This window comes from Montanilutibacter psychrotolerans (genome assembly GCF_003719825.1).
Taxonomy (GTDB): domain Bacteria; phylum Pseudomonadota; class Gammaproteobacteria; order Xanthomonadales; family Xanthomonadaceae; genus Montanilutibacter; species Montanilutibacter psychrotolerans.
Genome location: NZ_RIBS01000005.1, coordinates 244,224 through 259,541, shown reverse-complemented (window position 1 = coordinate 259,541; position 15,318 = coordinate 244,224). Strand labels below are relative to the sequence as shown.

Sequence of the window (15,318 nt, the reverse complement as noted above, 5' to 3'; positions counted from 1 at the left end):
GGGCATCTGGCGCCCCCACCCGTCGAAGGCCGCCGTCATCGATTTACTAGGCGCGCCGCTCTGTCTGCTTCTTCCTGAATCTCACTTTTGTCTCACTTGTCTCTCAATCGGCGACATCGGTCACGACGCTGACGCATTCATCCGAGCGGCCCGCGGCGCATTCAGGACCATTCGTCATGTCGCGAGTAGGGTGATCGGTCCCGGACGTGCGTTATTCGATGAACAGGTGACCCACTTCGTCGCGAGATGACGAGGGGTTGTTCATCGCCAACGTCGATCGCGTGATGCCCAGGGAGGTTCCGCCGTGACAGATCAGCGCAGCCCGCCATGGCCGGACGACGCTCGGTACCTGCACCTGAATGGATTGGTGATCGACCTGTGCTACCGGCGCGCCTGCGTCGAGGGCATCGAGGTGGAACTGCGGCATCGCATCTTCGACCTGCTGTTGCTGCTGATGTCCGAGCCGCACACCCTGCACCGGCGAACGGACCTGTTGGAGCGCGTTTGGCCCGGCGTGATCGTCGAGGACGCCAACCTGTCACAGAGCATCTGGCTGCTGCGCCGGGTGCTTGGCGATGAGCGCAAACAGTGGATCCGCACTGTCCCGCGCAGCGGCTATGTGTTCGATGCGCCCGCCCCCGTGCAGTGGTCGATCGCAGCGCCATGCCCGCCATCGCCGGTAGCGATCGCCAAGGACTTCGAAAGCGACATCACACCGGAGACGGACGACGTCCTCGACGGCGCGATCGCCCCCGTGGACGTCGCCACGGCGGCGCTGCAGCAAGCTGTCGTGGTCTCCGCCGAGGCTGCGGACGCGTCACCGCCACGGGTCGACGATCGCATCCTCGCGCCTTTGGTCGACGCCGACGTCGGGCCTGCAATTGAGCCTGAAGTCGGACCTGCCGTTGCGCAGGAAGCCGAACCCCCATTCCAACCCGCCGCTCCCCTGCCGCACGTTTCCGCCGCGGCGCGCCCTGCCGCGTCCAGGCCCCGCTGGCTGCGCGCGGGCACCTGGATGGTGTTCGCCCTCGTCGCTGCGGTGATGTCGTTCTGGGCAACGCGGTCCGCGGGTCCGGCAACGTCCTCTCATGCCTCGACCACCGATCCGCGCTCGTTCGTGCTGATCGAAGTGGAAGACCGCGCCAACCCGGTCCGCTGGCCGGTGAAACTGCTGCGCGAATGGCTGGGTTGGAAGCTCGACAGCCTGCCGGAGGTGCGGCTGCTGAGCGAATCGGACCTGGCAGCCGACACCAACGCGCAGTCGCCACAGGTGATTTTCCTCACCGCCGGAAGTGCCCCGAACGACCCGTCACAGGTGGTGATGCGCGTGCGTCTGCCGGGTGCGGGAAAGGAGCAGCGCCTCGAACTCACCGGTCCGGCGTCGCAGGTCCCGGCCATGGTCGACCAACTGTCGCGCCAGGTCATGTCGCGGCTGTTGCCCCAACGCGCCGACCCGTGGCCGCCGCTGGTGCTCGATAGCACCGCCGCACGCCGCTACGCCGATGCGGTTGAGGCGATCGACCGGCGCGACTGGATGACCGCCGCGGCGATCTCGCAGGAAGTCGTCCAGCAGGCACCGCGCTTCGGCCTGGCACGGATGCAACTGGCGCAGGCGCAATCCCGCCTCGCGCAGGGCATCTCGGCCACCGGACACATGCAGGCCGCCACCACGCTCCTGCAGCCCGCGCCGGCCGAGGTAGTGGCATTGATGCGCGCAAAGGCGCTGGCCGCCGATCCCCAGCGCCACCAACAAGCGGCGGCGGCGTTTGCCACGCTATCGGCGCGTTACCCCGACAAGTCCGGCTATGCCCTCGAACACGCTCGCCTGCTGTCGCAGACCGGAAACCTCCAGCAGTCGCTGAAGATCCTTTCCGCGCCGCGTTGGGAGCGCGAGTCCATGGGCGTGCGCATCGCGCGCCTGCTCGCCCTGAGCGGTGTCCACCAGATGCTCGGCGATCCCGAGCGCATGCGCCAGGACGCGGCGTCGGCCGAACGCCTTGCGCGCGACGCGGGCACAGGCTGGGAGCTGGAACGCGGCAGCGCGATGCTGCAGGCGGCCATCGCCGATACCGTGCAGTACGAAGATCGCGACAACACCCGCCAGTACGAGCAGGCAGCCGCGCAACTGGAGTCGGCCGGCAATGCCACCCTGGCGCTCTACGCGCGCTTTCTTTCCGAGGTTGCCACTCCGCCGCAAGGCGCCGACAACCCGCGCATGGAGAACCTGCTGACACAGGCGCGCGCGGGCGGGTACCGCCGACTCGAGATCGACATCCTGGCCAAGGTGGCGGGACGGCACTTCGCCGCCGGCGATCTGGTCACCTACCGAAAGCGACTGGACGAAGCGCTGCTTGCCAGCCGCGACTCCGGCGATGCGCTGCTGACCAACCGGCTCACCCTCGCATTGCTGGTCGAGGACATCGTGGGTGGTCGTTTCGATGTCGCCGACAAGCGCCTGCAGCACCTGCGCCAGGCCCGCTTGCAGGGCCATCCGGCGGTGGCGCTGGCGCAGCTCGACGCCGCGCTGGACACCTTCCGCGGGCGTCATCTGCATTCCATCGCAACGCTCGATGGCGCCGAGCGCGCGCTCGCCCCACAACAGGCAGGCCCGGGCGTGTCGGAGCCGCAGGCGCGCCTGGCCTGTTTCCGCGCCGAGTCGCGACTGTCGCTGGGCGACCTGGCCAGTGCACGCAGCAACTGGGAGCGTTGCGCGGCATCGGACGAACCGTCCAACCGCATGACCGCCATCGCCGGGCGCGCCCGGACCGAGCTGCTTGCCGGCGATCGCGACGGGGCCAGGAAGCTGCTGCGTAGCGCGCAGGAGCAGCTGCCCACGATGACCAGCCGGCCGGAAGGATGGGAGTCGGCGATCCAGATCGCCACCGTGCTGACCCGCACTGGCAACACCGTCGAATCGGATCGCTTGTACCGGCAGGCGCTGTCGCCGCTGCGTTCGGCAGGTTACGAGTTCCTGGTCGCGCACGCGGAAACCGGCCTGGCCGAAAATGCCGCCGCGCGTGGCGAATGGGCAACCAGCCGTCACCACGGGCTGCGCGCCAGACGCGCCCTGCCCGCCGACGCGTGGTCACTGCATCGCCGGCTGGACGCCCTCGACATTGCCCAGGCCTTGTCTCGCGGCGACCGCAGGTTGGCCCTTGCCCTGGCATCGCGCCTCGACGCCAAGGCCCGGCGGCTGGGCGACGTGCTCGCCCAGATGGAGATCCACAGCCTGCTGCCGCGCGACGCACTGGCGGTCGAGGACGGCCGCGCACCGTGGGTCGTGGTCGCCGCACGCGCGGGCGTGCGCGGAGCGACGCTGGGTTGGCTGAACCTGCCGCCACGCCAGGACACGACCGCGCTGCTGGCAAGCGCCCGCTGAAAGAACCGGGCAAGGACTGCCCGCGCCATGCGTGGCCGCGGGCTGCGAATCAGCGATCAGGGAATCAGGCGTTGCCCTTGGCCTTGGCGAATGCCGCGGCGAGCGCGTTGTTGGCCGGCGCAGCCGCCGGCATCCGTGCGGGAGCACCGCCGCGGTTGCGATCGCCGCCGCCGTCGCGGCCACCACCACGCGGCGCGCTGCCGGCCGGGCGTCCGTCTGGCTGACGTCCGCCTGCACCACGCGCTCCCGCCCGTTCGTCCGGGCGCGGCGCCGGCACGGCGTCGTCCAGCCGGCAGGTCAGTGCGATGCGCTTGCGCGGGATGTCCACTTCGAGCACGCGCACCTTCACCACGTCACCGGCCTTGACCACGTCGCGCGGGTCCTTGACGTAGGTGTTGGACAGCGCGGAGATGTGCACCAGACCGTCCTGGTGCACGCCGATGTCGACAAACGCGCCAAACGCGGCAACGTTGCTGACCACGCCTTCGAGAATCATCCCCACCTGCAGGTCCTTGAGGTCCTCCACGCCATCGGCGAAGCGCGCGGCCTTGAACTCCGGGCGCGGGTCACGGCCGGGCTTTTCGAGCTCCTTGAGAATGTCGCGCACGGTCGGCAGGCCGAAGGTGTCGTCGGTGAACTGCTCAGCGCGGACCGAGCGCAGGTACGACGCATCGCCCATCAGCGACTTCACCTCGCGTCCGCAGCTGCGAACGATGCGCTCGACCACCGGATAGGCCTCCGGATGCACCGAGGAGGCGTCCAGCGGCTGGTCGCCGTCGGCGATGCGCAGGAACCCGGCGCACTGCTCGAAGGTCTTCTCGCCCAGCCGCGGCACCGCAAGCAGCGCCTTGCGCGAGACGAACGGGCCGTTGGCATCGCGGTGACGGACGATGTTTTCGGCCACCGTCGAGGACAGCCCCGACACGCGCGACAGCAGCGCCGCCGACGCGGTGTTGACGTGCACGCCCACCGCGTTGACGCAGTCTTCGACGCGGGCGTCGAGCGCGCGCGCCAGGCGGTAGCCGTCGACGTCGTGCTGGTACTGGCCAACGCCGATCGCCTTGGGTTCGATCTTGACCAGCTCGGCCAGCGGGTCCTGCAGGCGCCGTGCAATCGACACCGCGCCACGCAGCGACACATCGAGCTCGGGGAACTCCTTGGCGGCAAACTCGGACGCCGAGTACACCGAGGCGCCCGCCTCACTGACCACGATCTTCTGCATCGCCAGCTCGGGAGCCAGCTTGATCAGCTCGCCGGCCAGCTTGTCGGTCTCGCGGCTGGCCGTGCCGTTGCCGATCGCGATCAGCTCGACGCCGTGGCGGATGCACAACGCGCGCAGCGAGTGCAGCGACTGGTCCCACTGATTGCGCGGCTGGTGCGGGTAGACGGTGTCGGTGGCAACCAGCTTGCCGGTGCGGTCGACCACCGCCACCTTGCAACCGGTGCGAATGCCCGGGTCCAGGCCCAGCACGACCTTCGGCCCGGCCGGCGCGGCCAGCAGCAGGTCCTTGAGGTTGTCGCCAAACACGTTGATCGCCTCGGCCTCGGCCTTTTCGCGGGCCTGGCCGAACAGATCGAGCAGCAGGTGCAGGTGCAGCTTGGCCTTCCACGTCAGCCGGCAGGTGTCGAGCAGCCACTTGTCGGCCGCACGTCCTTGCGCGCGGACGCCCGCGTGGTGCGCGACGCGCCCTTCGGCCTGCAGGTGGCCCGCCTCGGCGTCGCTGCCAGGTTCCAGGTCCAGGAACAGCACCTCCTCGCGGCGCGCACGGAACAGCGCGAGCAGGCGGTGCGAGGGAATCCTGGCCAGCGATTCGGCGTGGTCGAAATAATCGCGGTACTTGGCGCCATCGTTCTCCTTGCCCTCGGCGACGCGCGCGCGGATCACGCCGACATCCACCAGCCAGTGGCGCAGTTCGCCGACCAGCGCCGCGTCCTCGCCCCAACGCTCCATCAGGATTGCGCGGGCGCCGTCCAGCGCGGCCTTGGCATCGGCCACGCCCTTGTCGGCGTCGACGTATCCCTGCGCGACGACCTGCGGGTCGAGGTCGGGGTCGGCCAGTAGGCCATCGGCCAGCGGCTGGAGCCCGGCCTCGCGGGCGATCTGCGCCTTGGTGCGGCGCTTGGGCTTGAACGGCAGGTAGAGGTCTTCCAGTCGCGCCTTGTTGTCGGCGGCGAGGATGTCGGCGCGCAGTTCGTCGCTGAGCTTCCCCTGCTCTTCGATGCTGGCCAGCACCGCGGCCCGGCGGTCTTCCAGTTCGCGCAGGTAGACCAGGCGCACTTCGAGGTTGCGCAGCTGGGTGTCGTCGAGGCCGCCGGTGACCTCCTTGCGGTAGCGCGCGATGAACGGCACGGTCGCGCCCTCGTCGAGCAGGGCGATCGCGGCCTTGGCCTGCGCGGGCTGGGCACCGATCTCGTTGGCGATGGTGGCGGCGATGTGCTGGGCGAGCTTGCTGTTGTCCTGCATTGGTTCCGTTCGACTGCTCCCGCGGACGCGGGGGGACAGCGATTGTGGCAACCGCGACGCCCCGGCGTAAGCCGTTGACAGCGGCGCCGGGACGGGGTGGGTTCCCCTGCCCGGCAACCGTTTTCCGAGCCGCATTCGCCTGCCCTCGGCAATCACCGGTACGCCGGGGCTACCCGGCGCGGCGTTGCCGGGTCAGGCCCTCCCGGTGCCAGAACGAGCCGACGCATGCGGGTGAAGTCGACGGCCACACCACAAACCCGCCACCCCGCCGCCGACATCACGGGGCACTGCACCGGGTGCTGCTTGGGTTCCTGCATCGGAATTCCAGATGCGCGCCCTGCGCCCGCAAAGCAAACGGGCCACCCGAGGGTGGCCCGTTGGTCTGGATCGACTGTCTTACCCGAAGGCGGACGGTCGCGCCACGCCACCGCGGATCAGGAGCGCAGCGGCACCAGCGTGATCTCGACGCGGCGGTTCTGCGAACGGCCCGATTCGGTCTCGTTGCTGGACACCGGACGGCTCTCGCCGGCACCGGTGATGATGAAGCGGTCACGTACCAGGCCACGCGACATCAGGTAATTGCCGACCGCGTTGGCGCGCTGTTCGGACAGGGTCTGGTTGTAGGCGTCGGAGCCCACGCTGTCGGTATGGCCGGCGACCTCGACGATGGTCTGGTTGTACTCGCGCAGCGTGCCGGCAACGTTGTCGAGCACCGGATAGAACTGCGACTCCAGGTTCGAGCTGTTGAAGCCGAACGTGATGGCGCTTGGCATGTTGAGCGTGATGTTGTCGCCGTTGCGGGTCACGTCGACGCCGGTACCGCGCATGCGCTCACGCAGGGCGCGCTCCTGGCGATCCTGGTAGTTGCCGATCGCACCACCGGCAAGACCACCCACGCCGGCACCAACCAGGGCACGCTGGCGACGTTCGGTGGCGTCGTCACCGCTGAGCAGGCCGGCCACCGCGCCGGCGACGGCGCCGATGATCGCGCCCTTCTGGGTGCGGTTGTTGTCGTTGTCCTGCGGGTACTGCTGCGACTGCCCGTAACCGCCACCGGTGGTGGCGCAGCCGGCCAGCAACGTGGTCATCAGGGCGGCGGCGAGCGCGATCTTGGTTGGGTTCTTCATGGTGCTACCTCGGGGGAGTGGCCAGGACGGCGCAAAGCTAAACACGCTCCCGTATGTAGCGGGTGATGGACCGACCTCCCCGTTCAGTCGACGGCAGGCATCAGCGATTCGGCCCCGGCGGCATCGAGTCGATGATCCCAGTTGCCCATCAACGACAGGTACAGCAACTTTTCGAACTCGGCACCGAAACGACGAATCACCGCGTCGAGATCGGGGATCAGCTTGCCGTCGCTGATCAATCCAAAGTGCACCCGCCCGTTGTAGCTGAGGATCGAAATGCCCACGCCGATCGAGCCGGTCTGCGGCACCCAGAACATCATTTCCTGCAACTGGCATCCCGCCAGGTAGAGCGGCTGCTGCGGGCCCGGCACGTTGGTGGCAACCGCGCTGGCCTTGCGGCTGAACAACTCCAACGCCAGGCCCTGCACGGGCGACGGCGCCATGCCCAACGCGGCCAGCAGGCCGAACGCGACGATCGCCTGGCGCGAGTTCTTGAGGTTGTCCATGCACTGCGCGACGCGCTCGATGCGACGGATCGGGTTGTCCTCGCCGACAGGAAGATCCAGGAACACCAGGCCGAAGTGGTTGCCCAGCTTCTTGGCGTGTTCGAGCGGGCGCAAGTTCACCGGCACGGTTGCGCGCAATGTCACGCCGTCGACATCGTCGCCGCGTTCGATCATGTAATTGCGCAGGGCGCCGGCTGCGGTGGCCATCAACACGTCGTTGACGGTGCAGTCGCAGGCGCGCCCGACCGCCTTGACCTCTTCCAGGTCGATCGGCTCGGCCCAGGCGACGCGCTTGCTGGTGCCCAGCTTGCCGCGCAGCAGCGATGGCGGATCGTCCGACAGCGACAGCGCGTTGAGCAGTTCGCGGGCAATCTCGCCGCCCTCCTTTGCCAGCACGCCGGCCAGGCTGGGGTCGCGGTACATCTCCATGCCCTTGTCGAGCATCCGGCTGCCCAGCTTCATGTACTTGTCGACGGCGCCGACGCGACGTGCGACATCGGCGTGGTCCTTCTTCAGCCAGGCACGCGCGAGTTCGCTGTCCTTGTCCGGCGACGGGCTGGTGTCGGTCAGCGACAGCAGCACCTGCACCAGCGCGATGCCGTCGGCGTAGCTGTGGTGGATGCGTGCCACCAGCGCCGAGCCGCCACCGCCGTATTTCTCGACCAGGTGGAACTGCCAGAGCGGACGGCTGTGGCTCAACGGCGTCGACGCGAGCTGGCTGACGAAGCGTTCGAGCGCGCGCTTGTTGCCGCGCCCGGGCAACGCGGCGTGCTGCACGTGCCAGTCGAGATCGAAGTTCTCGTCGTCCTGCCACGACGCGCCCGCGGCGGTATCCACGGCCTTCTGACGAAAGCGGCTGTAGGCCAGAAAGCGCTGCTGGACCACGCGCCGCAGTCGCTCCAGTGGCATCGACTCGGCGAACATCAGCACGCCGGTGATCATCATCGGGTTGGTCGGGCGTTCCATCCGCAACCACGCGGTATCGACCTTGGACATCGCCTCGCGGCGTGGTGCCTTGGGTGCCTGACGCGCCTGTGCGCGTGGTGTTGCAGTGGCCATCCGCCCTCCCAGGCGAGTCGCCCTCGCGAGGGCGTCCCGAGTGAATCACGCGTTCGCGCGCAGCGTCAACGCGGCGATGCGACAGGCAGGCAAAGCCACGTCATCCGTGGCATGCGACACGTTGCTGGCGGGCAGGATGCTCTCGGCGTGTACGACGTCGTTCGTCGGCACACGAATCGCTGTGCCTTTGACGGCGCGAGCGACGCGATCAGGAGGAGGCGCAGGCGCGATACGCCGCGAGCGCGGCCTCGCGACCGGCCGCCAGGTCGACCAGTGGCTGGCGCGGATAGTCCGGGGCCAACGCGGCCAGCGTTCGCGGATCGGTCCACGGCGCGAACCGCAACGGCAGCGGTATTCCGGCCAGTTCGGGCAGCCACCGGGCAATGTACCGGCCATCGGGATCGAACGACCGCGCCTGCGTTACCGGGTTGAACATCCGGAAATACGGCGCGGCATCGGCGCCGGTTCCCGCGGTCCACTGCCAGCCCTGGGTGTTGTTGGCCAGGTCCGCGTCCACCAGCGTGTCCCAGAACCAGCGTGCACCGTGCCGCCAGTGCATGCGCAGGTGCTTGCACAGGTAGCTGGCGACGATCATGCGCACGCGGTTGTGCATCCAGCCGGTGGCGTACAGCTCGCGCATGCCGGCATCGACGATCGGCACGCCGGTGCGACCGTGCCGCCACGCGTCCAGGCGCGCTTCATCGGCGGGCGCCCAGTCGAAGTCCTGGAAGCGCGGATTGAGGTTGCTGTCGGGCGTGTGCGGAAAGTGGTGCAACAGGTGGTGCGCGAACTCGCGCCAACCCAGCTCACGCAGGTAATGCGCGACATCGCCCGGCGGCGCGTCGGAGCGCGCACGCAGCCGATCGACGACGCGCTGCACCGAGATCTCGCCGAAGTGCAGGTGAGGCGACAGCCGCGACGTGGCACGACGCGCTGGCACGTCGCGCGCGGTTGCGTAGCCTTCGATGGCCTCATCGAGAAAGGCGTCGAGCGCGGCACGCGCGCCCTGCCCGCCCGGTGTGAAGCGCTGCCAGAATCCCGCGTCCCAGGGCCGTGCCGGCGCCAGCCTCAGCGCTTCCAGTGGCAGGCCGTCGGGGATGGCGTGGCCGTCGTCGGGCGCGGCGATACGCACCGGCGCGTCCCACGGCCTTGGTGTTCGCCAGGCCTGCACCGCGGCCTTCCAGAACGGCGTGAACACGCGGTAAGGATCGCCCTGCTGCGTGGCCAGGTCCCAGGGTTCGAACAGCAACGCGCCGTTGAAGCTCTCCGCACGCAGCCCTTGCCGGCGCAGCGTGCGCTTGATCATCGTGTCGCGCTGTTCGATCGCCGGCGCGTAGCGACGCGTCCAGAACACCGCCTGCGCGCCACTGAACGCCACCAGTGCCTGCAGGATCGACAGGCTGGGTCCGGCGAACACGCGCAGGCGCGATCCGCGCTCGCGCAGCTGCCGGTCAAGTGCGGCCAGCGAGCGGTGCCGCCAGGCGTTGGAGGCGGCACCAGGCGCCCAGCTGCCCTCTTCGTCGGGGGCATGCACGTACACCGGAAGCGGGACGTAGCCACCGTCGATGGCGGCGCGCAGTGCGGGCTGGTCGTCGAGGCGGAGGTCGTCGCGGAACCACACCAGCGCGATTGGCGCGGTGGCTTCGGGCGGGTGCGGGTCGTGGGGCATCTCAGTGCGATGCCCGGCAGCAGGCAGGTTCGCGGCGGCGCCCGACCGCGCGCAGGCAAGCCAGCCCTGATGCGTGGTCGGCGGGCCGGCTCGCCACGGCTCAGCCTTCGACGAACCGAACGCGGCGCGTGATCGAGCAGGTCAGCTCGTAGCTGATCGTGCCGGCGGCATCGGCAATCCGCTCGACCGGCAGCTCCGGTCCCCACAGCGTCACGGGCGCGCCGACGCGCGCGTCGGGCACGCCACGCAGGTCGATCGTCATCAGGTCCATCGACACGCGGCCGATCACCTGGGTCTCCTGCCCGGCCACCAGCACGGGCGTTCCGGCCGGTGCCGCGCGCGGGTAGCCGTCGCCGTAACCGATGGCCGCGACGCCCACGTCCATGTCCTCGGGGCACTCCCAGGTGGCCGCGTAGCCGATCCGCTCGCCCTTGCGGATGCGGTTGACCGAGATCAATCGCGTCGAGAGCGTCATCGCCGGGCGCAGCCCGAAATCGGCGCCGGTGCGTCCGTCGACCACCGACATGCCGTACAGCGCTCCGCCCGGACGCACCCACTCGGTGTGCGCCTCGGGCCAACCCAGCACGGCGGCCGAGTTGGCCAGCGAACGCGCGCCCGCCAGCCCGGCCGTGGCCTGCTCGAACAGCCGCATCTGCAGCCGCGTCTGGCGACCGTTGCTGGGGCTGTCGTCGTACTCGTCGGAGCTGGCGAAGTGGTTCATCAGCACCACCTCGCCCACCACCGTGCGCAGCGCGGACAGCCGCGCGTGTGCATCGGCGACGTGCTCAGGCGCGAAGCCCAGCCGGTGCATGCCGGTATCGAGCTTGAGCCAGCAGCGGATCGGGTCGCCGGCCGGGGCCTGCTCCAGCATCTCGAGCTGGCTGTGGTGGTGGACCGCGGTATCGACGTTGAGGCCGCGCAGGCGCGCGATGTCCTCGGGCTCGTCGAAGCCCGACAGCAGCAGGATCGGCTGCGAGATGCCGGCGGCGCGCAGGCGCTCGGCGTCGGACAGGGCCGCCACGCCGAAGGCATCGGCACCGCCCAGTGCGCGGGCGACGCGTTCGAGGCCGTGACCGTAGCCGTCGGCCTTGACCACCGCCATCACGCGGCTGTTGGGTGCCCGCTGGCGGACTTGCGAGAGGTTGTGACGCAGGGCGTCGGTATGGATGGTTGCGGAAGTGGGTCGGGCCATCGGCACAGTTTAGCGCCGGGGCCGCGTTGGTCGGAGCCCGCCGTTTGGGTGCATTGTGGCCGTCGACGGTGCCCCGGAGCCCTGCCCCGGCCTTTCCGAATGCCGGTCCCCGGTCCGCCCGCCCTGCCTCACGCCTGCGAGGAACGCCATGGAACCCGTCGTCGATCCCGATGCCTCGATCTGCCGGATCCTGTTCTTCGAGGAAGTCTTCCCGGCACGCGCGGCACAGGAACAGGCCGAGAAGAGCAAGCTCAACGCCTTTGGAACGCTCGCCCGGCTCAACCCCTTGAACCGCCCCAAGACCGACACGGTTCACCTGGCCAAGTGGGAGCTGCGCTACGAGCCGTTCTGGCACCTGACGGCACGCCGCGAGATCGACTACGTCCACGAGGCCGGCTACGCGCTCGCCATCAACAATCCGCACGCCCAGCGCATCGAACTCGACGGCCACACCATCGAGATCCTGCCCGGAAACGGCAAGCCGCACGTCGACCTGCTGGTGCGCGAGCTCTGCCATCGCCGCATCGACACGACGCTGTACCAGGACGGCCTCAAGCGGCCGGTCAAGCCGCAGGTGCTGCAAGGCTATGTCGACAAGTTCAAGGCGCTCGAGCGCCAGCAAGTCGACATCGAAGGCGCGATCCCGCCGCAGTTGCCGTTCGCGGCGGCGGTGCAGATCGTCAAGTCGCGGCTGGCCGCCGAATCGATCGACGCGCACGTGATCAACAGCGACACGCTGGTGTTCGAGAAGGTGCACCTGTGCTATCGGCCGGTGTTCGCGTTCGAGTACGCCTGGACCGCGGGCGGCAAGATCGGCGTGATCGAGATCGACGGCCTCACCGGCGAGGTAGTCGAGAACGGCGAATGGTTCCGCGACAAGATCGACAAGGTCATGACGCGCGAGATGCTGTTCGAATTCGGCGCCGAGGCGGCATCGGCAGTGCTGCCCGGTGGCGGTTTCGCCATCAAGGTGCTCGGCAAGCTGACCCAGCCGCAGTAGGTTTCGCCGGCTGTGCCGACCACCCTGTCGGAACTGCCGGTGCGCTGTCGCGTGGGAACACCGGCGCGCCACCTATGATCGCCGCCTCCGCCCCCATCTTGCGCAGGCATGCGAAAGCACATTCTCGTCATCAACGGAAATCCCAAGCCCGACAGCTTCTGCCGGTCGCTGGCCGAATCGTATGCGCGTGGCGCCAGCGAGCGCGGGCACCACGTCGAAACGGTGCACCTGGCCGAACTGCGCTTCGATCCGAGCCTGTGGCACGGCTACGACCAGCGCCAGGAACTCGAACCGGACCTGCTGGCGCTCAAGCAACAGATTCTCGCCGCGCAGCATCTGGTGTTCGCCTACCCGATCTGGTGGGGCGGCATGCCGTCGTTGATGAAGGGCATGTTCGACCGGTTGTTCCTGCCCGGTATCGCGTTCCGCTACCACGATGGATCGAACACGCGCTGGGAGCGCCTGCTGGCCGGGCGCAGCGCGCAGTTGCTGGTGTCGATGGACACGCCGCCGTGGTACTTCCGCTGGATCTACCGGATGCCCGGCATCCACCAGATGCGCCGGACCATCCTTGAGTTCTGCGGGGTCAAACCCGTGCGCGTGGCGACCTTTGGCGCGATCCGCGGCGCCGATGACCAGCGCCTAAAACGCTGGCTGCACGACGCACAGATGCTGGGCGCGCGCGCCTGAGACGCGCCGGACGCCAGCCTACCCAAGGACAGCGGCAACCGGGCTACCGCCCCTTCCCGGCTGCGAGTGGACGCATGCCGCAAGGTGCCCAGGACTGGGCAGGGGCGCGTGCGTGCCGAGCTCCACCAACGGCTCAACGACTCTTCCTCCTGCCAGCATCAGGCAACGGTCGGCACTGGCGAGCGTCTCCGGTCGATGCGCCACGATCACGCGCGTCAGGGACAGTGAGTCCACCGCATCGTTGACCAGCCGCTCTCGGCCGACATCCAGATTGCTTGTCGCCTCGTCCAGGAAAAGAAACAGCGGACGCCGATAGAGCGCGCGCGCAAGAATCACGCGCTGACGTTGCCCTCCGGACAACGAGTGGCCCATGTCACCGATCAAGCTCCGGTACGCCATCGGCATTTCGACGATCTCGTCATGGATCGCGGCCATGCGCGCAGCCGCTTCGACGCGCGCATCGTCCATTTCCGGGTCGAACAAGGCGATGTTCTCCGCGATGCTGCCGGCGAACAGCTGGTCGTCCTGCATCACGACGCCTGCGCGCATCCGAAAATTGCGTGCGCCGATGTCGCGAAGATCGCGTCCACCGATACGAATATGACCGGAACTCGGCGTGAGCAAACCGAGCATCAGCTTCAGCAAGGTCGATTTGCCGCAGCCGGAGCCTCCCGCGATTGCCACGGACTCGCCAGCCGCGATCCTGAAGCTGCAGTCTTTCAAGACCCAGGATTCGCCATCGGCGTATCTGAAGGACAAATTGTCAACTTCGATGTCCTGTGTCGCCAGGATGTCGCATTCGCCGTGATTCGCTTCTTCGGTCGGTTCAAGCAGTACGTCCGAAATCCGATCGACATGCAGGCGGAGCATCTTGAAGTCGATCAGGCGGTCGACAAGGCCTGAAGTTCGCGCGGAGAACTGCTCCTTGTAGGCGAGATAGGCCACCATCATCCCCACGGAAAAGTGATTGTCGACCGCCAGGAGAGCCGCGAGCCATATCACCACAACCCGTTCGATGCCGAAGATCAGTTGGCTCGAGGCATCGAAAGACACGCCAATCCGCGCCAGCTTTGCGTCCTGATCGACCGTGTCCACCACGAGGTTCTCGTACGTGGCCTGCCGAACCCCCTCGATCCCGGAGACTTTGATGCTCTGCATTCCGCGCAGGCTCTCGACAAGGTGCGAGTACTGTCTGGCGGACGCAATCAGTTGGCGTTCGTTGGTGCGGCGATTCGCGCCGTAACTCAACGTGCGAACGAGCAGATAGATTGCGACGGCCGCCAAGGTGATCAGCGCCAGTTTTGCGCTGTAGAACAGCATCAGGCAAAGCGTAGCGACCGCCATCATGCCGTCGATGATCGTCTCGACGAAGGTTCCCGTCAGGGTGCGCTGTATCGTCTGCACGGCTCCCATTCTTGATACGACATCGCCCAGATGCCGCTTCTCGAAGAAGTCCAACGGCAGGCGCGTCACGCGCGCAAAGACGTTGGAGAGCCACTGGGCGCTCAGGTTCGATGACAGGTAAGCGATGGTCCATCCTCGCAATGCACCCGTGCAAACCTGCAACACCATGGCCATCGAGAATCCGATCGCCAGGACTGCCATCAGGTCACGATCGGCCGACACGAGCACCTGATCCACGACCCACTGCATATAGAACGGGGCCAACGCCGCGAAGATCTGCAGCGCCAGCGATAGCATCAGAAGCAGCGCCAGGAACCGTTTCAGGCCACCGACATCCCTCAGCAGTGTCGAAATCCCGAATCGCTCCTTGAAATCCCCGGAGACGAACCCCTCGGCCGGGCTAAGCTCGAGCGCGACACCGGTAAGATGCGCTGACACTTCCGCAAGCGGCAACGTGCGGCGACCCGATGCGGGGTCGATGATGGTCGCCTTCCGCGAATCGGCCGCGACAAGCACGACGAAATGATTGAAGTCCCAATGCAGGATCGCGGGCGCCTTCAATCTCGCCAACTGGTCGAGCTCGACTTTGACCGGGCGGGCGCGAAAGCCAAGCTGCTGCGAAATATGGATGATCTGCGAGAGCTTTGCGCCCTTCATGGAGAGCGGAAACCGTCTGCGCAGGTCGCCAAGTCCCACTCGCATGCCATTGAAGCCGCAGATCATCGCAACGCAGGCCAAACCGCACTCCGTTGCCGCCGATTGCAGGACAACACCGACTTTCTTCACTTGCACCGCCTCATTCGCTCGTTCGCATGGCGCGCAGTCTCG

At 67.8% G+C, this 15,318-nt stretch carries 9 protein-coding genes; 3 read left to right on the top strand and 6 right to left on the bottom strand.

Annotated elements, in window-relative coordinates:
- Nucleotides 1–304 precede the first annotated feature (304 nt).
- Entirely contained in the window at nucleotides 305–3,379 is a 3,075-nt protein-coding gene (locus tag EER27_RS12315; RefSeq protein WP_148041014.1) for a winged helix-turn-helix domain-containing protein, read from the top strand.
- Nucleotides 3,380–3,443: 64 nt separating this feature from the next.
- Here the strand turns inward: EER27_RS12315 and EER27_RS12310 are convergent, their stop codons facing one another.
- From EER27_RS12310 to alr, 5 genes are all read right to left on the bottom strand, one after another.
- A complete protein-coding gene (locus EER27_RS12310) occupies nucleotides 3,444–5,843 on the bottom strand; it encodes a Tex family protein (protein ID WP_123088400.1) in 2,400 nt (799 codons plus the stop codon).
- Between the two features lie 434 nt (nucleotides 5,844–6,277).
- Nucleotides 6,278–6,970, bottom strand: a complete 693-nt coding sequence (locus EER27_RS12305) for a YiaD family glycine zipper/OmpA-like lipoprotein (protein ID WP_123088399.1) — start codon at nucleotides 6,968–6,970, stop codon at nucleotides 6,278–6,280.
- 83 nt (nucleotides 6,971–7,053) lie between these two features.
- Complete coding sequence (locus EER27_RS12300; protein WP_123088398.1) at nucleotides 7,054–8,535, bottom strand: WS/DGAT/MGAT family O-acyltransferase; 1,482 nt, start codon at nucleotides 8,533–8,535, stop codon at nucleotides 7,054–7,056.
- A 208-nt stretch (nucleotides 8,536–8,743) separates the two neighbouring features.
- Nucleotides 8,744–10,204 carry a cryptochrome/photolyase family protein gene (locus tag EER27_RS12295; protein WP_123088397.1) on the bottom strand — a complete coding sequence of 487 codons (1,461 nt, stop codon included), beginning with the start codon at nucleotides 10,202–10,204 and terminating at the stop codon, nucleotides 8,744–8,746.
- A gap of 100 nt (nucleotides 10,205–10,304) precedes the next feature.
- Nucleotides 10,305–11,396, bottom strand: a complete 1,092-nt coding sequence (gene alr / locus EER27_RS12290; protein WP_123088396.1) for an alanine racemase — start codon at nucleotides 11,394–11,396, stop codon at nucleotides 10,305–10,307.
- 148 nt (nucleotides 11,397–11,544) lie between these two features.
- Here alr and EER27_RS12285 point away from each other — a divergent pair, with 148 nt between their 5' ends.
- Together EER27_RS12285 and EER27_RS12280 are read left to right on the top strand one after the other, a co-directional pair.
- Nucleotides 11,545–12,396, top strand: a complete 852-nt coding sequence (locus tag EER27_RS12285) for a hypothetical protein (RefSeq protein WP_123088395.1) — start codon at nucleotides 11,545–11,547, stop codon at nucleotides 12,394–12,396.
- A gap of 108 nt (nucleotides 12,397–12,504) precedes the next feature.
- The gene (locus tag EER27_RS12280; protein ID WP_123088394.1) at nucleotides 12,505–13,086 is read left to right on the top strand and encodes an NAD(P)H-dependent oxidoreductase; all 582 of its coding nucleotides are present in this window, start codon (nucleotides 12,505–12,507) and stop codon (nucleotides 13,084–13,086) included.
- A gap of 18 nt (nucleotides 13,087–13,104) precedes the next feature.
- Here EER27_RS12280 and EER27_RS12275 read toward each other — a convergent pair whose 3' ends face one another.
- Nucleotides 13,105–15,282 carry a peptidase domain-containing ABC transporter gene (locus EER27_RS12275; RefSeq protein WP_223807309.1) on the bottom strand — a complete coding sequence of 726 codons (2,178 nt, stop codon included), beginning with the start codon at nucleotides 15,280–15,282 and terminating at the stop codon, nucleotides 13,105–13,107.
- Nucleotides 15,283–15,318 lie beyond the last annotated feature (36 nt).

What these genes read in the sequence shown, in the direction of transcription:
- EER27_RS12310 (WP_123088400.1), bottom strand. Translation starts at nt 5,843, where the DNA reads ATGCAGGACAACAGCAAGCTCGCCCAGCACATCGCCGCCACCATCGCC.
- EER27_RS12305 (WP_123088399.1), bottom strand. Translation starts at nt 6,970, where the DNA reads ATGAAGAACCCAACCAAGATCGCGCTCGCCGCCGCCCTGATGACCACG.
- EER27_RS12300 (WP_123088398.1), bottom strand. Translation starts at nt 8,535, where the DNA reads ATGGCCACTGCAACACCACGCGCACAGGCGCGTCAGGCACCCAAGGCA.
- EER27_RS12295 (WP_123088397.1), bottom strand. Translation starts at nt 10,204, where the DNA reads ATGCCCCACGACCCGCACCCGCCCGAAGCCACCGCGCCAATCGCGCTG.
- alr (WP_123088396.1), bottom strand. Translation starts at nt 11,396, where the DNA reads ATGGCCCGACCCACTTCCGCAACCATCCATACCGACGCCCTGCGTCAC.
- EER27_RS12285 (WP_123088395.1), top strand. Translation starts at nt 11,545, where the DNA reads ATGGAACCCGTCGTCGATCCCGATGCCTCGATCTGCCGGATCCTGTTC.
- EER27_RS12280 (WP_123088394.1), top strand. Translation starts at nt 12,505, where the DNA reads ATGCGAAAGCACATTCTCGTCATCAACGGAAATCCCAAGCCCGACAGC.